Source organism: Streptomyces sp. NPDC048353 (assembly GCF_055587165.1).
The window spans coordinates 310,063-329,309 of record NZ_JBVJGU010000001.1; the positions used below are offsets into that span (position 1 = coordinate 310,063).

12 protein-coding genes and 1 tRNA gene are annotated in these 19,247 nt (G+C 73.5%); 8 read left to right on the top strand and 5 right to left on the bottom strand.

Going from position 1 to position 19,247, the window contains the following annotated elements; translation table 11 throughout:
- Positions 1 to 23: 23 nt before the first annotated feature.
- Positions 24 to 809: a hypothetical protein gene (locus tag ACZ6RC_RS01355; protein ID WP_469578559.1), complete on the top strand. Its 786-nt coding sequence runs from the start codon at positions 24 to 26 to the stop codon at positions 807 to 809.
- A gap of 212 nt (positions 810 to 1,021) precedes the next feature.
- Here the strand turns inward: ACZ6RC_RS01355 and ACZ6RC_RS01360 are convergent, their stop codons facing one another.
- Both ACZ6RC_RS01360 and ACZ6RC_RS01365 read right to left on the bottom strand, forming a co-directional pair.
- Positions 1,022 to 2,869: a TerD family protein gene (locus ACZ6RC_RS01360; protein WP_469578562.1), complete on the bottom strand. Its 1,848-nt coding sequence runs from the start codon at positions 2,867 to 2,869 to the stop codon at positions 1,022 to 1,024.
- Between the two features lie 248 nt (positions 2,870 to 3,117).
- A tRNA-Arg gene (locus tag ACZ6RC_RS01365) sits at positions 3,118 to 3,190 on the bottom strand.
- 293 nt (positions 3,191 to 3,483) lie between these two features.
- On the opposite strand from ACZ6RC_RS01365, the gene ACZ6RC_RS01370 reads away from it, so the two are divergent.
- The 7 genes from ACZ6RC_RS01370 (at position 3,484) to ACZ6RC_RS01400 (ending at position 12,472) form a co-directional block, all read left to right on the top strand.
- Positions 3,484 to 5,118, top strand: a complete 1,635-nt coding sequence (locus ACZ6RC_RS01370; protein WP_469578564.1) for a dynamin family protein — start codon at positions 3,484 to 3,486, stop codon at positions 5,116 to 5,118.
- Positions 5,119 to 5,124: 6 nt separating this feature from the next.
- Positions 5,125 to 7,026 carry a GTPase gene (locus ACZ6RC_RS01375; RefSeq protein ID WP_469578566.1) on the top strand — a complete coding sequence of 634 codons (1,902 nt, stop codon included), beginning with the start codon at positions 5,125 to 5,127 and terminating at the stop codon, positions 7,024 to 7,026.
- A 204-nt stretch (positions 7,027 to 7,230) separates the two neighbouring features.
- Positions 7,231 to 7,761 carry a single-stranded DNA-binding protein gene (locus ACZ6RC_RS01380; protein WP_469578568.1) on the top strand — a complete coding sequence of 177 codons (531 nt, stop codon included), beginning with the start codon at positions 7,231 to 7,233 and terminating at the stop codon, positions 7,759 to 7,761.
- A gap of 273 nt (positions 7,762 to 8,034) precedes the next feature.
- Positions 8,035 to 9,426, top strand: coding sequence for a Cys-Gln thioester bond-forming surface protein (locus ACZ6RC_RS01385; RefSeq protein WP_469578570.1), 1,392 nt, complete (start codon positions 8,035 to 8,037; stop codon positions 9,424 to 9,426).
- A 258-nt stretch (positions 9,427 to 9,684) separates the two neighbouring features.
- Complete coding sequence (gene ettA, locus ACZ6RC_RS01390) at positions 9,685 to 11,349, top strand: energy-dependent translational throttle protein EttA (protein WP_391142799.1); 1,665 nt, start codon at positions 9,685 to 9,687, stop codon at positions 11,347 to 11,349.
- A 2-nt stretch (positions 11,350 to 11,351) separates the two neighbouring features.
- The gene (locus tag ACZ6RC_RS01395) at positions 11,352 to 11,774 is read left to right on the top strand and encodes an acyl-CoA thioesterase (protein ID WP_391142796.1); all 423 of its coding nucleotides are present in this window, start codon (positions 11,352 to 11,354) and stop codon (positions 11,772 to 11,774) included.
- Positions 11,771 to 12,472: a DUF8010 domain-containing protein gene (locus ACZ6RC_RS01400; RefSeq protein WP_453614443.1), complete on the top strand. Its 702-nt coding sequence runs from the start codon at positions 11,771 to 11,773 to the stop codon at positions 12,470 to 12,472. Before ACZ6RC_RS01395 ends, ACZ6RC_RS01400 begins: the two co-directional genes overlap by 4 nt.
- 94 nt (positions 12,473 to 12,566) lie before the next feature.
- Here ACZ6RC_RS01400 and ACZ6RC_RS01405 read toward each other — a convergent pair whose 3' ends face one another.
- The 3 genes from ACZ6RC_RS01405 to ACZ6RC_RS01415 are packed head-to-tail and all read right to left on the bottom strand — an operon-like array spanning position 12,567 to position 19,194.
- Positions 12,567 to 13,544: an ABC transporter ATP-binding protein gene (locus tag ACZ6RC_RS01405; protein ID WP_391142789.1), complete on the bottom strand. Its 978-nt coding sequence runs from the start codon at positions 13,542 to 13,544 to the stop codon at positions 12,567 to 12,569.
- Complete coding sequence (locus ACZ6RC_RS01410; RefSeq protein ID WP_469578573.1) at positions 13,541 to 16,315, bottom strand: FtsX-like permease family protein; 2,775 nt, start codon at positions 16,313 to 16,315, stop codon at positions 13,541 to 13,543. Before ACZ6RC_RS01410 ends, ACZ6RC_RS01405 begins: the two co-directional genes overlap by 4 nt.
- A gap of 38 nt (positions 16,316 to 16,353) precedes the next feature.
- Positions 16,354 to 19,194, bottom strand: coding sequence for an FtsX-like permease family protein (locus ACZ6RC_RS01415; protein WP_469578575.1), 2,841 nt, complete (start codon positions 19,192 to 19,194; stop codon positions 16,354 to 16,356).
- Positions 19,195 to 19,247 lie beyond the last annotated feature (53 nt).

A 19,247-nucleotide genomic window follows, 5' to 3' on the forward strand; every position in this document is an offset into this window, starting at 1 on the left:
GGGGCCCGTGCTTGAATCGGCGGATGATCGAGTGGCGATTGCCGAGGTACGGGCGCGGACCGTATGACGAGGTTCCGCCTGTTCTTGAGCGGGTTCTGCGATCGCCGTCCAGCGAAGAGGAGGCATGGCAGGAACTCTGGCACCTGCTGGCCACCGAGGGGCTTACCGTATCGGCAGCGAGCTTTGCTGCGCTCCCGTATCTGCGGGATATCGCCGGCGCCGGTGAGACGACTGCCGTGGACCGGGCGTTGGACCTGGCCGGAGCGATCATGGCGGGGATCCACCAAGACCACGGCGCTGACGACCTCATCAGGACCTTGGCTCCGGTGATCGTCGAACTGAAACAGATGGTCTCCCGGCGCCTCGACGACAATGACCTGTCAACGGCGACCGCGATGGCCCTCTTCCGCGCTCATCTCGCATTCGCCGGGGCGAGCGTGTGGAGTCTGGCCGAGTACGACTTCGAAGACGGCTTCTACGGGGTCGACTGCCCTCACTGTCACCTCAGCGTCACCATCGCAATCGGTATCTATGGCCGCTACTCGACCCATCGCGCCTCGGACCAGGGAGCCATCCGCCGCCGCCCTCTCCGGCAAGCCGACCCGAGCGACCTCGACGGCGTGGCCGCATGGATGCACGAAACAGCCCGTGACCTGGTCTTTGCCCAATTGGCAGAGGGGATCACCTGGCTGTTCGGCCGCGCCGAATGCCCCGCATGCGCGAGCACTTTCGTCATCGGGGACCAGTACGCGGCCGAGAACGAACCCCACCACTCATCTGACGGGCCCGTACCCGCTGGAGGCTGGTGACGAGGCCGGTACCCGCGTGTGGCTGCCCACCGTGGCCACGACGTACAGCGCAGACTCGTGCACAACCTCCATGTGCCACTTGACGCGCTTGCCGGCATGGCCGCCACCGTCAAGATCGGTTCGCAAGGCGACCAGGACAAAGCCTGGCTGGCCGTCGGCCCGCGCCATGGCCTCCGAGTTCGAGGATGAGGACCACTGGCAGGCGACGAGGGTTACTCCACGTCGACGCCGTATCCCCGTACGAGGGTCTCCAGACCATGGTCGTAGCCCTGGCCGACAGCGCGGAAGCGCCACCTCGGGCCCCGGCGGTAGATCTCGGTGAGGAGCAGGGTGCGTTCGCTGGTGGCGGCGTCCAGAGTGGCCTGGGCCGTGGCCGGGGCATCCACACCCGGAGCGAGGGTCATCTGGACCGCTCCGATGTCCCCGAAGGTGGCGGCGCCGTCGATGGCGGCGACGATCGCGATCCTGTGCGCGGCGGGGGGCAGTGCCGCGAGGTCGATGACGAGGGTCTGCTCCGTCGGGCCGTCACAGAGGAGCCGGATGGCTCCGTCGGGGCTTTCCGGCGCACTGTAGAAGACGAAGTCACCCTCGCAGGAGACCTGCTCGTCCTCGTCGAGGACGAAGGCGACGACGTCGATCTCACAGTCCATCTGTTGCGCCCAGGAGGCACTCACGTGCCAGTGGCCGGCGGTGGGAAGCGTGGGGAGATCGATGACTCCGCCGCGCGGCAGGACATCGGTCACCGCACCGTCCTGTGCGGGGACGTCGGCGTGCTCGGGGGCGGGGGTTCCGAGCCATCCGTGCGCGTGGATCGGAAGCTCCAGCGCGGTGATGCGGGGCATGCGGCGGTCGAGTCCGCCCCCGGGGAAGAGGACGACGTCGGTGACGCTCGCCGAGAGGTTGATCGCGGCGGCCCCACCCAGCTCGACGACCCTGGCCCGGGCGGCGGACGCCTCCTCGTGGGTGCCGCCCAGAATCAGGACGCGCCGACGGCCGAACGGCTTGGCGGAATGCTTGGGCTCGGGTTGCCTGGGCGCCGGCACATCCGCGACAGCCGCGGTCGCAGCGGGGGACGGCGTCGGCGTGGTGGGCGGTGTGGCCGGGGCCGCTGCTTCCGGGGTCTTCTTCGGAGTCTGATGCTCGTGCGGTGTTCCGGAACGCACCTCTCCCAGCAGCTTGAGGAACGTGTGCTCGTCGATGACCGTGACGCCCTCGGCGATCGCGCGCCGTGCCTTCGCCGAGCCCGAAGCCGCGTCATGGGTGACGAGAGCGCTGGTGTGCCGACTCACCGACGACATGATGTTCAGGCCGGCGGCGACGGACCGGGCCACCAGCTCGGCCCGGGAGGTCGCCGTCTCGCCCGTGATGGCGACCTTCATGCCCTGGACGAGCGGGCCGCCGGGTGTCAGGCGGCCCGGGTTCCGGTAGGCGCACGGGGCCTTCGGTGGGTGCGGCGCGAACTGCGGATCCTGCCGGGGAGGGCAGGGCACCAGTGGCAGCGGGACGTCCAGCCGTGCGGCTTCGGAGAGGGACGACCGGAAGATCCCTGCGAGGACGCGCGTGTCGTCCAGTGCGTCGTGAGCACTGGTCTGCGGCACGCCGTAGTGGGCGGCCAGTGATGCCAGGCTGAGGTCGGCGGCGGGCGGTTCCACGCGCCGGTTCAGGGCCAGGGTGCACAGGCGCTGGGTGACCGGGAGACAGAGCCGGGCCCGGGCGAACTCATGGGCCAGAAAGTCATAGTCGAACTGTGCGTTGTGGGCCACCATGACGCGGTCCTGCAGGAGCGCCCCGATCCGTCCGGCTACGTGCTCGAAGGTCGGGGCGCCGCTCAGCCGTTCCGCGGTCAGGCCGTGGATGTGCACGGGACCGGGGTCGCAACGTGGGTTCAGCAGGGTGGAGTACTCGCCGGTCTGGGCGCCGTCCGGCCCGAAGGTCAGCACTGCGATCGAGAGGATCCGGTCACGCCGGGCGATCAGACCGGAGGTCTCGACGTCGACCAGAGCCCAGTCGTACGCGTAGGCGGGCAGCTGTGACACGTCGAGCGCGGCGGCGAGAGACATGACGGTAAGGATGATCCGGGCGTGATCGCGGCTTCAACCCGAATGCCGATTTGTCCCCCCGAACCTGCGGAAAGTTCGTCCCGGGACTTCGGGCCGTTTCGGGCCGGACGGCCGCCGAAGGTCACTTATGGCCGGTTTCATGCGGACGGAACGAGTCATCCGAGGCCGCCTCCCCGGCGTCTCCGTCGCCGATCGAGAACGGCTCTGAACAGCAAAAAGACCCTCCCGAAGGAGGGTCTCGCCTGGAGCGCCCCCGGCAGGACTCGAACCTGCGGCCAAGTGCTTAGAAGGCACCTGCTCTATCCACTGAGCTACGGGGGCCGGGTGGTGGACCGGTGGCCGGGAGCCCCTCGTGGGTGGGGCGTGGCCTGCCGGGTCAAGGATAGGGCTCCGATCGCCTTGGCCCGGTTGCTTCACCTGCGTGGCACGATGTGGAGGTTCGGTGAAGCGGAATGATAATCGCAGGCAGGTGCGATTCCCGCAGCGCTTTTCGCGCCACTCGGCCCGGGTGTTGTGCACTCGTTATGCCTGAGGCTCGTGTCGTCAGTTGTTCGGTCGGCGCGTAGGACCGTTATACGCTTCAAAAAGGCTCCAAAATTGGGCATTCTTCGCATGTGGTGACCTTGGACGAACGGCCTCAGCTGATCGACGCACTCTCCGCCCTGCGCGACTGTGTCGCCGCCGTGCGTCTACCCCTCCCCCTCCCAGGCGCCCCGCGCGCCCGGCAGACCCGTACCGAGCTGCTCGCCCAGCTCGACGACTACCTGGTCCCCCGGCTCAAAGACCCCGACGCCCCGCTCCTCGCCGTCGTGGGCGGCTCCACCGGAGCCGGGAAGTCCACCCTCGTCAACTCCCTTGTCGGACGGAGGGTCAGCGAGGCCGGTGTGCTCCGGCCGACCACCCGTACGCCCGTCCTCGTCTGCCACCCCGACGACCACCACTGGTTCGCCGGCATGCGCGTCCTCCCCCAGCTCACCCGCGTCTGGCTGCCCCAGCAGGACGACGACCACCCCGCCGAGGAGCCGCCGCAGGACAACGCCCTGCGGGTCGAGACCTCCTCCGCCCTCACCCCCGGCATCGCCCTGCTCGATGCCCCCGACATCGACTCCCTCGTCGTCGAGAACCGTCTTCTCGCCGCCGAGTTGATGTGCGCCGCCGACATCTGGGTGATGGTCACGACGGCCTCCCGGTACGCCGACGCCGTCCCCTGGCACCTCCTCCGTACCGCGAAGGAGTACGACGTCACCCTCCTCACCGTGCTCGACCGCGTCCCCCACCAGGTCATCGGCGAGGTCTCCCGGCAGTACGAGGCCCTGCTCGACAAGGCCGGGCTCGCCGACGTGCCCCGGTTCACCATCCCCGAGCTGCCCGAGTCCACCGGCGACGGCAGCGGGCTGCTGCCCGACACCGCCGTCGCCCCGCTGCGCGCCTGGCTCGCCCACCGCGCTCAGGACCCCGCCGCCCGCCAGCAGGCCGTCAGCCGCACCGTCTCCGGCGTCGTCGACTCCCTCGACAGCCGGATCCCCGAGCTGGCGGCGGCGGTCGCCGCGCAGTACGCCGCCGCCGTCCGCCTCGGCGGCGCCGTCGAGGCCGCCTACGCCGAACAGGGCGAACGCGTCCGCCGCCGGCTCCAGCGCGGCGCCGTCCTCGCCGGGGACGCCCGCACCCGCTGGCGTGCCTACCCCCGCGACAGCTCCGCCGAGGAACTCCTCGACGCCCTCGCCGAATCCCTCGCCGCCCTCGTCCATTGCGCCGTCGCCGCCGCCGACGAGCGGGTACGGGACGCCTGGCGGCGCGAGCCCGCCGCCGCGGCGCTCGGCGCGGCCGGCGCCACCGGCACCGACCCGGAGGCCGGAGAGCGGATCGGCGTGGTGGTACGGCGCTGGCGGCGCGAACTCGAAGAGCTCGCCGACGACGAGGTACGGGGCGGCGAACGCACCGCGGGCTCCCGCTCCGTCCCCTCCCGCACCGTCGGCGTCGACCCCGACACCGTCGCCGCCCTCCTCGCCACCGCCCTCCTCGGCGCCCGACGCGCCCGCGCCGCCGGCGAACGCCTCGCCGAACTCCTCGGAGCCCAGGCGGCCCTGCGCCTGCGCGACAAGGGCGGCGACCTCCTCACCACGTACCTCGACCGCGCCCTGCACGCCGAACGCGACCGGCTCCTCGCCCCCCTGGACGCCCTCGACGTGACCCCCGAGCCGCAGGCGGAGCTGATCGCCGCGCTCTCCGTACTGCAGAAGGAGAAGTGAGGACCGGTGAGCAGCAGCAGCACGGTGGACGACCGCTGGGACGACCGCTGGGACGACGGCCTGATCGCCCGCAGAGCCGCCGAACGGGCGGCCGCACGGGCGCACGGCGGCCCGCTCCCGCACGAGGGGCGCCCCGGAGAGCACCCCGGAGCGCATCCCGGAGTCCTTCCCGGGGAGTACCCCGGAGCGCACCCCGGAGGCACACGCGGAGAACGCGGAGAACACCCCGGAGACGAGGACGGACTCCCCCTCCTGGGCGGGCAGTACGGCGGCTCCCTGCGCCGCCGCCTCGACGCCCTGCACGAACTGGTCGGCCTCTCCCGTACGCGCCTTGAGAACGACACGCTCACCGAGGCCGGACGCGTACTCGACGAAGCAGCCGCCCGCCAGCGGCTCTCCGCCCGCCACACCGTCGTCGCCATCGCGGGTTCCACCGGAAGCGGCAAGTCCACCCTCTTCAACGCCCTCGCCGGCGTCCCCGTCTCCGAGACCGGACTGCGCCGTCCCACCACCGCCGCGCCGATCGCCCTCAGCTGGTCCGAGGGCTCCGCGGGGCTCCTGGACCGGCTCGCCGTCCCCGGCCGGCTGCGCCGCCGCCCCCTCGCGGGCGGAGCCGCCGACGAGGAACTCCAGGGGCTCGTCCTGATCGACCTGCCCGACCACGACTCGGCCGTCACCACCCACCGCGACCAGGTCGACCGCGTCCTCGGCCTGGTCGACGCCGTCATCTGGGTCGTGGACCCCGAGAAGTACGCCGACGCCTCCCTCCACGAGCGCTACCTCCGGCCGCTCGCCGGCCACGCCGAGGTCACCTTCGTCGTCCTCAACCAGATCGACCGGCTGAGCACCGACGCCGCCGACCTCGTCCTGGATGACCTGCGACGGCTGCTCGACGAGGACGGCGTGGCCCTCGGGGAACACGGCGAACCCGGCGCCACCGTCCTCGCCCTCTCCGCCCTCACGGGGGAGGGCGTCGGCGAACTGCGCGAGATGCTCGGCCGGTTCGTCCAGGACCGGACCGCGCCCGCGCGGCGGCTCGCCGCCGACATCGACGCCGCGGCGGGCCGGCTGCGGCCGGTGTACGTCTCCGACGGGCCCACCGGTCTCGGCGAACGCGCCCGGGACGACTTCTCGGCCCGCCTCGCCGTCGCCGTCGGTGCCGTCGCGGCCGGCGAGGCCGCCGAACGGGTCTGGCGCCGCAGCGCCATCCGCGCCTGCGGCACGCCCTGGCTGCGGCTCTACCGCTGGTACGAGCGGATCCGCGACCACGGCTCCACCGACCCGCGCCTCCAGCCCCCGGCCGAGGACGAGCTGACGGCCCGCCAGCGGGTGGAGCAGGCGGTACGGATCGTCGCGGCCGACGCCTCACGGGGGCTGCCCGCCCCCTGGGCGCAGGCGGTGCGCGAGGCCGCGGCACGCGGGGCGGAGGGGCTGCCCGAGGCCCTCGACGAGCTCGCGGCGGGCGTCGGCGACCCGGCGGCACGCCCGCCCCGGCCCGCCTGGTGGCCCGCCGCCGTGCTGGCGCAGGTCCTGATGACGCTCCTCCAGTTCGCGGGTGCCTTGTGGCTGGTCGGCCAGATCATCGGTGTGGTGGAGCCGGGTCTGCTGCCGCCCGTCCTGATCATGATCGCCGGCATCGTCGGCGGACCGCTGGTGGAGTGGGCGTGCGCGGCCGCCGTGAAGGGGCCGGCGCGGCGGTACGGGCAGGAGGCCGAGCGGAAGTTGCGCGAGGCGGCGGCCGCCTGCGGGCGCGCCCGGGTACTCGACCCGATCTCGGCGGAGCTGATGCGCTACCGCGAGGTGCGCGAGCAGTACGTGACGGTGTCGGGAACCCGCTCGGGCACGCGGGTCACCCGGCTCGGCGGCGCCCGATGGGGAGGGACCCGGCCCGGCGCCCGGGTGCGCTGAGCCCACGCGAGCGCGGTGCGGGTCGGCGTATGTAGGAAAGGCCGCGTGAGGAGAACGGGCTCACCCGCACGGGTGAGCCCGTTCTCCCCAGGCACCCCTCTGTCCACAGCCCGCGGCGGGTTCTCCGTCACCCCACCACCCTGGTGACAGGCCGAGCGCGCACCGGGCGGGCACGGTCGAAAGGGTACGGAGGGGGACGGAGTCATGAACGACACGACGGTGACGCTGGTCGGGAACGTGGCGACGGGCGTGGAGTACCGGGACACGGCGACGGGCGGGGTGGCGCGGTTCCGCTTCGCGGTGACCGCGCGGCGGTGGGACCGGGAGCGGGGCGCCTGGGCCGACGGGCACACCAGCTTCTACACAGTCTTCGCCTGGCGGGCGCTGGGCGTCAATCTCGCCGCCTCGGTCTCGGTGGGGGAACCGCTCGTCGTGCACGGCCGTTTGAAGGTGCGCGAGGAGGAACGCGACGGTCAGCGCAAGACGTTCGTCGACATCGACGCGGTTGCGGTCGGTCACGATCTGTCACGGGGGACGGCGGCGTTCCGGCGCGTGGTGAAGGGGGAGCCACGCCTGACGGAACGCCAGGAGAACGGTGTCCCGGGCGATTCGCGTGACCCGTGGGACGCGCGGCCCACGCCTCCGACGGAGGGCCCGGCGCCCTCGCCGGTCGCCCCGGCGGTCGCCGCGAAAGCCGCCCCACTGGTCACACACGTGCTGGAACCCGTGCCCTGAACAGGAGTTGTGGGGGATATGTCGACACTGTGACCTGCGCATCCACGCGAATCGGACCTCGGTGATAACGATTCCGAGTCGGAATGGTTATCAGACCGTACGAACGGGCACCCAGCTCTTCCCCGTCCCTAGGATGCGCGGGTACTCATACGGGACTTGAGTCTGCACGCGAGTCCGGCCTTGAGTCACTTGGGTCTGTGCATCTGCTGGCGAAGCGCTCCCCCCACGCGTCGTGACACACGGTGCCGGAGCAGCTCGCCCGGAGGGGAAAACATGTCTTCTGTTCTGAGGCGCGGCGCCGCCCGCCTTGCCGCCGCGACCGTGGTCTCGGGCCTCGTCGCCGCGGGTGCTATAGCCGTCGCGGGTCCGGCGATGGCCGAAGAGGGTCCGCAGAGCACGGGCGGCGCGACCGCGACGCTCGGCAGCTTGGCCGTCTTCGACACGGTGACCGTCCCGGGCAAGGGTGAGGTCTCCGCCGGTCTGTTCGAGATGGACGTCACGCCCGGTGGGGCGCTGCAGACGTACTGCATCGACTTCCACACCAACGCCCTCAAGGGCAAGGAGTACAAGGAGGTCGGCTGGGACCAGTCCTCGCTCCACGACAACAAGAACGCGGGCAAGATCCGCTGGATCCTGCAGAACTCCTACCCGCAGAAGAACGACCTCGCCGAGCTGGCCAAGAAGGCCGGCGTCCCGAGCCTCACCGAGAAGACCGCCGCCGCCGCCACCCAGGCCGCGATCTGGCAGTTCTCCGACAACATCGACGCGGTGCCGAACGACGCGAGTGCCAAGGCCCTCACCGAGTACCTCGAGAAGAACGCGCAGGACCTCGAGGAGCCGAAGGCCTCCCTCAGCCTCTCCCCGTCCTCCGTCGCCGGCAAGACCGGCGAGCGCCTCGGCCCGATCACGGTGAGCACCAACGCCGCCTCGGCCGCCGTCTCGCTCGTGCCGGGCGCCCCCGCGGGCGTCAAGCTGGTCGACAAGGACGGCAAGGTCGTCACCAGCGTCGCCAACGGCGGCCAGGTCTTCTTCGACGTCCCGGCCGGCACCGCCGACGGCGCCGCCGAGCTGACCGTCCAGGCCGACACGAACATCCCGATCGGCCGCGCCTTCGTCTCCACGAAGGTCAAGAGCCAGACCCTGATCCTGGCCGGCACCAGCACCTCCACGGTCAGCGCCAAGGCGACCGCGACCTGGGCCAAGAAGGGCGCGATCCCGGCCGTCTCCGCGGTGAAGAACTGCGCCAAGGGCGGCCTCGAGGTCACGGCCTCCAACGAGGGCGACGAGGACTTCACCTTCGAGCTCAAGGGCAAGAAGGTCACGATCCCCGGCGGCAAGTCCGAGACCGTGACGATCCCGCTCGCCGAGGACCAGGCGTACGACTTCACGATCACCGGCCCGAACGGCTTCGAGAAGAACTTCAAGGGCGTCTTCGACTGCAAGACGGCCACCCCGGGCCCGGCCCCGTCGGAGACCCCGTCGACCGAGCCCTCGCCGAGCACCCCGGCGGGCACCACCGGCGGTTCCACCGGCGGCTCGGGTGACCTCGCCGAGACCGGCAGCTCCAACGCCACCCCGATGATCGCCGGCATCGCCGCGCTCCTCGTGGTCCTCGGCGGCGGCGCGGTCTTCTTCCTCCGCAAGAAGAAGACGGTCGGCCAGTAGGCAACGGTCCCACGATGAACGGTCACCATGAACGGTGAGTGACGAGGGTCGACCCTTCGTCACCGACGGCCCCGGACGCGCCCCGCGCGCACCGGGGCCGTCCCCGTTCCCCCGCCCCGCGGCCCGCCCCCGGTCCCCGCGCCCGCCCGCGCCCCGGCCCCCGCCCGGCCCCCGGAGACCTACTCGTTTTCATTCGGGGGTGGCGGTCAGGCAAGATGGGGTGTATCTGCCCACTCACTCTTTGCCGGACGGTTTCTCTTGGCTGAGTACATCTACACGATGCGCAAGACGCGCAAGGCGCACGGCGACAAGGTCATCCTCGATGACGTGACGCTGAGCTTCCTGCCCGGTGCGAAGATCGGTGTGGTCGGCCCGAACGGTGCCGGTAAGTCCACCGTCCTCAAGATCATGGCCGGTCTTGAGCAGCCGTCCAACGGTGACGCCTTCCTGTCGCCCGGCTACACCGTCGGCATGCTCCTCCAGGAGCCCCCGCTCGACGAGTCCAAGACCGTTCTCCAGAACGTCCAGGACGGCGCCGCGGAGATCATGGGGAAGCTTCACCGCTTCAACGAGGTCGCCGAGCTCATGGCGACCGACTACTCCGACGCGCTGATGGAGGAGATGGGCAAGCTCCAGGAGGACCTGGACCACGCCAACGCCTGGGACCTCGACGCGCAGCTGGAGCAGGCCATGGACGCGCTGGGCTGCCCGCCCGGCGACTGGGCGGTCACCAACCTCTCCGGTGGCGAGAAGCGCCGCGTCGCGCTCTGCAAGCTGCTGCTCGAGGCCCCCGACCTGCTGCTCCTCGACGAGCCCACCAACCACCTGGACGCCGAGTCCGTGCAGTGGCTGGAGCAGCACCTCGCGAAGTACCCCGGCACCGTCGTCGCCGTCACCCACGACCGGTACTTCCTCGACAACGTCGCCGAGTGGATCCTCGAGCTCGACCGCGGTCGCGCCCACCCCTACGAGGGCAACTACTCCACCTACCTGGAGAACAAGGCGACCCGCCTCAAGGTCGAGGGCCAGAAGGACGCCAAGCGCGCCAAGCGCCTCAAGGAAGAGCTCGAGTGGGTGCGGTCGAACGCCAAGGGGCGTCAGGCCAAGTCCAAGGCCCGTCTCGCTCGCTACGAGGAGATGGCCGCCGAGGCCGACAAGATGCGGAAGCTGGACTTCGAGGAGATCCAGATCCCGCCGGGCCCGCGCCTGGGCTCCATCGTCGTCGAGGTCAACAACCTCTCGAAGGCCTTCGGCGACAAGGTCCTCATCGACGACCTCTCCTTCACGCTGCCCCGTAACGGCATCGTCGGCATCATCGGCCCGAACGGCGCCGGCAAGACCACGCTGTTCAAGATGATCCAGGGCCTGGAGGCCCCGGACTCCGGCGACATCAAGGTCGGCGAGACCGTCAAGATCTCGTACGTCGACCAGAGCCGCGCCAACATCGACCCCAAGAAGACGCTGTGGGCCGTCGTCTCCGACGAGCTGGACTACATCAACGTCGGCCAGGTCGAGATGCCGTCCCGCGCCTACGTCTCCGCGTTCGGCTTCAAGGGCCCGGACCAGCAGAAGCCGGCCGGTGTCCTGTCCGGCGGTGAGCGCAACCGCCTCAACCTCGCGCTCACCCTCAAGCAGGGCGGCAACCTGCTGCTCCTCGACGAGCCCACCAACGACCTCGACGTCGAGACCCTCTCCTCGCTGGAGAACGCGCTGCTTGAGTTCCCGGGCGCGGCTGTGGTCGTCTCCCACGACCGCTGGTTCCTGGACCGGGTCGCGACGCACATCCTCGCGTACGAGGGCGAGTCGAAGTGGTACTGGTTCGAGGGCAACTTCGAGTCCTACGAGAAGAACAAGATCGAGCGCCTGGGCGCCGACGCGGCCCGTCCGCACCGCGCCACGTACAAGAAGCTGACCCGAGGCTGACCGTGCGCCATATCTACAGCTGTCCCCTGCGTTGGTCGGACATGGACGCCTTCGGGCACGTCAACAACGTCGTCTTCCTCCGTTATCTGGAGGAGGCGCGGATCGACTTCATGTTCCGTCTGGCGCCGGGGGACGGCTCGCCGTCGTTCTCCGGCGGGTCCGTCGTGGCCCGGCACGAGATCGACTACGTCCGGCCGCTGGTGCACCGGCACAAGCCGGTCACCATCGAGTCCTGGGTCACGAAGATCGGCGCGGCGTCGCTGACGATCGCGTACGAGATCAAGGACCCGGACGTCGTGTACGTACGGGCCTCGACCGTCGTCGTGCCGTTCGACCTGGAGGCGCAGCGTCCGCGCCGCATCTCCGCCGAGGAGCGGTCCTTCCTCCAGGAGTACGTCGACGACGGGATGACGGCCGCCGCATGATCGCGCCGCTGCACTTCGCCGACGCCCGGGAGGCGGCGGACCTCGCCGCCTTCCTGGCCCGGCTGATCCACTACGACCGTGCCGCCGCCGTCCGCCTCCAGGCCGGCGGCGGGGCGCTCGCGGTGTTCGGGCGGCCGCCGTCGTTCGAGGTGCTCGCCATCCGGACGGCGCGGCTGGTCGACGCGGTGGATCTCGACGTCACCGTCTCCGCCGGTGAACTCCTCGAAGGCATCGAGGAGGCGGCGGGCAAGGCCGTCGTCCCCGACACCGTCACCGGGCCGCCCTGGGCAGGGGTGCTGCCGCCGCGCGGCGGCTGGGAGCCGGTCGTCGGAGTGCCGGGAGTCGCCGACCTGCGCGGCGCGGTGGCGGCGGCGGTCGCCGAATTCCGGGCGCGGGACGAGGAGTTGCCCGAGGAGCGCCGGACACGGTCCGAGCGGGACCGTATCGGCCGCGAGATCTGGTCGCGGACGGTCGCCGACACGGGGCTTCCCCTACGGGCCGTGCACGCGGCCCAGTCTCTCGGGTTCCTGCCCCCTCACGAGGTGCCGGTGGCGCTGCTGGCCGCGGGCCCGTGGCTGCGGCTGCGCACGCCGTACGGCTCGATCGCCCTCCGCACCGCCCCCTCCTCCCTACCGGTCGCCCCCGCCGTGCCCACGTCCCGCCACGGCTCGCCATCCCACCGCGCGTCCCGGCACTGACCTCCGCCGGAAGAGTCCCAGGGGCGGCAAGGGGCCCAGGGGGCCCGGGGGTCGCGGGGGTCCCAGAGCCCCCCACCGGCCCCCCGCCCCCTTCTCAGCGGTCCGCGTCGTCCGGCCAGACTCCGATGTGGTCCTGTTCCAGCTCCAGCATCACGCGGTGTTCCATGCCCAGCGTCTCCGTGTACTCCGCCGGGAGCTGCAGCCGCCCCGCCCGGTCGAGCATCGCGTACTCCCGCGCCACCACCGACTCCTGCCCCTCCGCGTCGACCTCCGTACGGCGCAGGACCTCCGAGGAGGTGCGGCCGTCGCGGATGGCGACCGTGCGGCGGACCTCCGAGGCGACCGCCTGGTCGTGGGTGACGATCACGATCGTCGTGCCCAGCTCCTCGTTGGCGCGGCGGAAGGCCGCGAAGACCTGTTCGCCCGTCGCCGAGTCCAGCTCGCCCGTCGGCTCGTCCGCGAGCAGTACCGCCGGGGAGTTGGCCAGCGCCACCGCGATCGCCACCCGCTGCTGCTGACCGCCGGACATCCGGTGCGGCTGCCGGTCGCGGCAGTCCGCGACGTCCAGCATCGCGAGCAGCTCCTCCGCCCGCTCGCCCTTCCGCCGGGCCCGGCCCCCGCCGCCCCGCAACTGCATCGGCAGCGCCACGTTCTGTGCGGCCGTCAGATACGGGAGGAGGTTCCGGGCCGTCTGCTGCCAGACGAAGCCGACCACGTCGCGGCGGTAGCGGAGCCGCGCCTTCGCGTCCATCGCCAGCAGATCGCGGCCCGCGACCTTCGCCGCGCCCGCCGTCGGTACGTCCAGCCCCGCGAGGATGTTCATCAGTGTCGACTTGCCGGAACCCGACGCCCCGACCAGGGCCATCAACTCGCCCTCCCGCACCAGCAGATCGAGACCCTGCAGCGCCTGCACCTCCACCCCGTCGGTGGTGAAGATCCGTACCAGCCGGTCGCACGCGATCAGCGCGTCATGGCCGTACGAAGGCCGGTCGCGCCGCGCGGCGGCCCGCCGCTCCAGCTCCGCGAGCGTGGTGCCGGTCGCGGCGCCGCCGGTGTGGGTGGTCGTCGTCATCGTGCGTCTCCTGCCCTGAGTTCCTTGATCGAGCCGCGCCGCGCGGACCACCAGGCCTGCACCGTCGCCGCCGCCCCCGCCAGCAGCACCACACCCGCCGCCGGCAGGGCCAGCGACCACGGATCGGCCCGCAGCGGGGCGCTGTCGAGCGTGACGAGCCCGGGAGTCGCCGCCAGGGCCAGCCGTACGAGATCCACGCCCGGCGCGAGCAGCAGGATCGTCGCCCAGCCGACGAGGATGCCGCCGACCGCCGCGAGCAGCGCCTGCGGCAGCGCTTCGAGCCCGAGGAGCCGGCGGCCCTGCCGCCGGGTCAGACCCATCGTCCGCAGCCGGGCGAGCAGCGCGGCCCGTTCCGGCGAGGACTGGAGCAGCGACAGGAGGACGGCGAGGACGGCGTAGCCGGCGCCCGCGCCGATCGCGGCGAGATAGATCCGCTCCGCGCCCGACTGCATCGGCGAGTCCACGTACGCGCCGCGGCGCTCCGCCCGCAGCCGCAGGTCGAGCCCGCCCGGCTCGGCGGCGACCGTCGCGCGCAGCGCCGCGCCGTCCACCGACGCGCCCGTGACCAGCAGCGCCGTGTCCGCCCGGCGGGTCAGGTCGGCGGCGTTCACCAGCAGGAAGTCGGCGCCGGTCAGGGCCGGCGTGGTGGCCCGTACGGCCACGACCCGCACCTTGAACTCGCCCGCCGCCGTCACCAGGTCCCGGGGCTGCGTGCCGAGCCGCTCCGCCACCGCGGGGGAGGCGACCGCCGGCAGCACCCGCTCGTGGTCGACCCGGCCGCCCGTGCCGGTAGACCTCAGCAGGTCGGCGGGGAAGGGGCCGAAGCCGGTCTGACGGGCCAGCCGGGTGTACGAACCCGGCTCGACCCCGACCATCGGCGTGCTGAGCGTCTGCGGCGAGCGCCCCGTCCCGGCCGGCAGCGCCACCCCGTACTCGACCTGGACCGGGGCCACGTCCCGCACCCCCGGCACTCCGCGCACCTTCCGCGCGAGCCCGGCCGGTACCGGCGCCGCCTCCACCGGGCCCGCCACCCGCGCGTCGGCGCCCGTCTCCAGGAGCGCCGCCCGGTCGCGGGCGTCCGCGACCCCGGCGAGTACCGAGCCGCCGAACGCCGCCGTCGTCAGCGCCACCAGCAGCGCGAGGAGCGGCAGCGCGCCGGTCGCCGAGGAACGCCCGGCCCGGGCGAGCGACAGGAAGCCGACGGCGCCGCGCAGCCTGCGCGCGGGGCGGGCCGCCCACCGCAGCGGCAGGGGGTGGAGCCGGACCAGGACCAGGGCGGCGATCAGGGCCACGAGGACCGGGGCCGCGCTCACCAGATGGTCGCCGGCGTCGTCCGTGCCGCGCCGGCGCAGCGCGGCGACGGCGGCGACGGCGAGGACGAGGAGGGTGAGCTCGGCGACCGTACGGCCCCGGGAGGGCCGGGCGTCGACCAGGTCCTCGCGCCCGCCGTGCGTGAGCGGCCTGCGGTGCGCGAACACCGCGCGCAGCGGCAGGGCCAGGCAGGCGAGCAGCGCGACGGCGCCCGCGGCGGCGAGGGAGGGCAGCGGCCGGGCCCCGGGGAGGACGAGTGTCGCCGACAGCAGGCCGAGCCCGGCGGCGGGCAGCGCGAGGACGCTCGTCTCGCCGAGCAGCCGGCCCCCGATGCCGGTCAGCGAGGCGCCGCGGGAACGCAGCAGGCCCAGTTCGGTGGTGCGCCGGGCCGCGAACAGCCCGCCGGTCAGGGCGATGACGACGGCCGCGACGGCGCCGATGCCGAAGGCGGCGACGGCGACGACGGGCGCGATGGCCTCACGCATCCCACGGTAGGAGCCGACGAGGTCGTCGAGTCCGGTCGCGACCGCGCCGGTCGGGCCGATCGCCTCCTCACGCACCCGCACCAGGTCCGGGCCGCTGGAGAGCGAGGCGAGCGCCTCGCTCAGCCGGGGCTCGTCCCGCGCGTGGAGGTGCCCGGCGGAGGGGGCCAGCCGCCAGTACGGCTCCGGGTCGCCGGGGCTCGCCAGGAGGACGGGCCCGGCGGCGGGCGGCAGCAGCAGCGCGGCCTGCCAGTAGAACTTGGCCTCCACCCCGCCGGGCTTCACGGCGTGGGCGGGGGTGCGCAGGAGGGGCTCGACGGACCAGTAGCCGCCCTCGGGACGCAGCGGTTCCACGATGCCGGTGACGGTCAGGGCGAGCGGCGTGTCGGAGAAGAGGGCCGGTACGTGGATCACCGAACCGACCTTCAGGCGCAGCGACTTCGCCGTCGCCGCGGTCACGGCGGCCTCGCTGCCGGTGGCCGGATCCGCCGCCGACGGCAGCCGCCCCTCCCGTACGGTCACCCGGTCGGCGAGCCCCGACGGGGTGGCCAGAACGAACTCGGGCGGCAGGCCGGACGGCCGCGGCAGCCAGGGGTCGAGCCCGGTGAGCCTCTTGGTGGTCCGCACCCCATGCACCGACTCGGCCGGGTCGAGCCGCAGCGGCGGCGGCAGCAGCCGCTCCAGCGCGGCCCGTTTCCGCGCCATGACGGCGGGGCCCACCTCGGCGGCGCGGGCCTCGGGCGTCAGATCGGAGGACGGCGGGGCACTGGTGATGTCGAGGACGGTGTCGCGGGGGGCGGCGGCGCCGATGTCGTGGCGCAGTCCTTCCGTCTCGTACCGCTCGACGGCCCGGGGCAGCGCGGCCGCGAGGAAGGCGGTGACCAGGACGAGCAGGGCGAAGGCGCAGGCCGCCCCGGGCGCGGTCCGCAGCCGGGTCCGCACCCAGGGCGCCACGGCGGCGACGGGCTTGCGGGACATGGGGGCGGTCGCCTTCCTGAGGGGGGTGGGGCGGGGCATCAGTGGTCTCCCTGGTGGCGCAGGCTGACCGCCGGGTCGGTGCGGCGCAGGGCGATCGCGGTGACGATCAGCAGCGGGAGCAGGGCGACCCCGGCGAGGAGCAGGGCCACATGCCCGGGCGGAAGCTGGACCAGGACCCGGGGGACGGGCTGCGTCGCCTGGCCGGTCAGGACGACCAGGGGGACCACGGCCCGGGTCAGGACCGTGCCGAGGGCCACGCCCACCAGCAGGCCGATGCCGACGAGCAGGCCCTGTTCGGCGGCGATCAGCCGGGCCAGTTGGCGGCGCGGGGCGCCGAGCGCCCGCAACACCGCGAACTCCGCCGACCGTTCGCGCGTCGAGCCGGCCGCGCTGACCGCGAAGCCGACCGCGGCGAGCGCGGCCGCCGCGCCCGCCACCGCCATCAGCGCGGAGTTGGGCCCCGCGCCGAGAGGGTCGCCGAGCAGCTCGGCCACCGCCTCGTCCCGTACGAGGACCTGGGCCGGGTCGGCGTCGGGCCGGGCGCGCAGCGCCTCGGTGACGTCGCTGGTGCGGCCCGGCGCGGTGGTCAGCCACCACTCGGTGGGCGCGAGGGCCGCCGCCGCGGCGGGGTCGGCGGCGGCGAGGTACTGCTGGGCCGCGTGCAGATCGACGAGCAGCGCCCCGCCGTCGTCGGGGGTGGCGGCGGGCTCGGTCGCGGAGACCGCCTGGGCGCCCACGCCGGTGGTCGGCAGCTGCCGGACGGTGTCGACGAGGGTGACCTTCAGCGTCGCGCCGCCGACGGAGACCTCGACGCGGTCGCCCTTCTTCGCCCCGGCCGCCGCGAGGAACGCGTCGGTCGCCACCCCGGGCAGCGTGCCGGGCAGCCCCGGCCGGGCACCGGCCCTCGGGGCCAGGGAGGTCAGCAGGGACGAGGCCGGGCGGTCGGCGAGGTCGGAGCGGAAGAGGGCGCCCCCGGCGGCGCTCCGGGTGTCCAGGGCGAGGACGGTCGCGGTGCGGTTGTCGGCGAAGTCCGTCGTCGCGCGGTGGGCGGGCGCCGCCGAGCGGACGCCGGGCAGCGAGGTGTAGCGGCGCGCCCCGGCCGGGTCGGCGGAGCCGTGCGTGAGGACCCGCACGGACGTCCCCGTACGGAAGTCGGCCTGGTCCTGCTGCGAGCGGTCCCAGGAGGCGCTCTGCCCGATCGCGAGCATGCCCATGGCGACCGCCAGGACGAGGAGCAGCACCGGGCCCGCGCCCCGCAGCGGACGGCGGCTGAACTGCCAGCCCGCCAGGGCCGCCGGCAGTCCGCGCCCGCCCGCCGCGCGGCGCTCCGCGAGCCGGGCGGCGGGCGGCAGCAGCCGCAGCGTCAGGACGGTGCCGGCGAGCAGGGCGAGGGCGGGCGCGGCGACGAGCATGGGGTCCGCCCACCCCGCGTCGGCCGTGGACCCGGCCGCCCCGTTCGGACCGCCCGCGCCGGTCTGCCGGTCGAGCTGCCAGTACGCGACGGCCGCGACGACGAGGAGCCCGATGTCGGCCCCGGCCCGCACGGGCGCGGGCAGGGCCGCCGCGCGCCCCCTCCGCAGGGAGACGACCCCGCCGTCCCGCGCGGCCAGCGCGGGCGCCACGACGGCGGCCGCGCAGCACACGGCGACGAGCGCGGCGACCAGCCACACCTGCCCGGCCGGCGCGTTGTCCAGCCGGACCCCGAGCGAACCGAGCGCGGACCGCTCGGCGAGCAGCCGGGTCAGCGGACCGGCGAGCAGCGGTGCGATCACGGCCGCGGGCAGGGCGAGCAGCAGCGCCTCGACGGCGGCGAGACCGGCGATCCGGCGGCGGGAACCGCCCCGCGCCCGCAGCAGCTCCGTCTCACCGGAGCGCTCGGAGCTGAGCAGCCGGGCCACGAGCAGCAGGGTGTAGGCGGCCAGCAGGACCAGCTGCACGGCGACGATCAGCAGCGTGGAACGGGAGACGACCAGCGCCCGGTCGGTCTGCGCGAGGACGGTCGGCAGCGAGGTGCGCGCGCTGACGGTCCCGCCGAACCGGGCGGTGTCGGCGGCGACCGCCGGGGGCACGGCGGTGGCCGAGGCGCTCAGCGCGTCCATCCGGCCGGTGGTGATCCCGGTGAAGTCGGCGGTGGCCAGCCAGCGGGTCTCGCCCGAAGTGAGCCGGCCGGAGCCGAGGACGGCGGGGTCGGCGAGCAGCGGACCGTACGTGGTGAAGACGACGGTCCTGACCCCGCGGCCGCCGGCCGGGTCGAGCTGCCAGTACAGGTCGGTGAGGTCGCGGGGGCGGTAGATCCCGGTGACACGGGCCCGCACCGGCTTCCCGCCGAGCCGGTCGGCGAGGTCGAGGACCGTCCCGGGGCCGGTCCGCAGCCGCCGGGCCGCCTCCTCGGGCAGCGCGACCTCGATCGTGACGGCGCCGGCCGCCCCGCGGCCGCCCTCGCCCGCCGCTCCGGGGCCGGCGGTCGGCCAGGCGCCCTCGACGAGGGCGAGGCGCGAGCGGTCCAGCGCGGCGACATGGGTGAGGTCCGGTTCGCCGAGGCGCCGCGCGGGGTCCTGGAGGCTCCGGGGCAGGGCGTACGGCCCGGACCGTTCCAGCTTCCGTACGCTCACCGGCAGGTCGTCGAAGGTCCGCCGGGCCGCGTCCCGGGCCGCCGCGTCCGCGCTCGCCCGCTGGGCGGGCGGGACCTGGGCCGTGACGACCAGAGCGGCGGCGGGGGCGGAGCGGCCCCGCAGGGTGCCCTGGAGGGCGGCGTCGCCGACGGAGCCGGAGAAGGCGGCGAGCGAGGCGAGGACGGACGTCGTCAGCAGGACGGCGAGGAGGGCGGCGGCGAGCAGCAGCCGGTGCGCTCTGACGCGCAGAAGTACGAACCCCGTCACCCATCCCCCTGAAGCCCCGCACGCATCGAACGTTCGTCGAATGCCTTCGGATG

What these genes read in the sequence shown, in the direction of transcription:
- ACZ6RC_RS01355 (WP_469578559.1), top strand. Translation starts at nt 24, where the DNA reads ATGATCGAGTGGCGATTGCCGAGGTACGGGCGCGGACCGTATGACGAG.
- ACZ6RC_RS01360 (WP_469578562.1), bottom strand. Translation starts at nt 2,869, where the DNA reads ATGTCTCTCGCCGCCGCGCTCGACGTGTCACAGCTGCCCGCCTACGCG.
- ACZ6RC_RS01380 (WP_469578568.1), top strand. Translation starts at nt 7,231, where the DNA reads ATGAACGACACGACGGTGACGCTGGTCGGGAACGTGGCGACGGGCGTG.
- ACZ6RC_RS01385 (WP_469578570.1), top strand. Translation starts at nt 8,035, where the DNA reads ATGTCTTCTGTTCTGAGGCGCGGCGCCGCCCGCCTTGCCGCCGCGACC.
- ACZ6RC_RS01400 (WP_453614443.1), top strand. Translation starts at nt 11,771, where the DNA reads ATGATCGCGCCGCTGCACTTCGCCGACGCCCGGGAGGCGGCGGACCTC.
- ACZ6RC_RS01405 (WP_391142789.1), bottom strand. Translation starts at nt 13,544, where the DNA reads ATGACGACGACCACCCACACCGGCGGCGCCGCGACCGGCACCACGCTC.
- ACZ6RC_RS01410 (WP_469578573.1), bottom strand. Translation starts at nt 16,315, where the DNA reads ATGTCCCGCAAGCCCGTCGCCGCCGTGGCGCCCTGGGTGCGGACCCGG.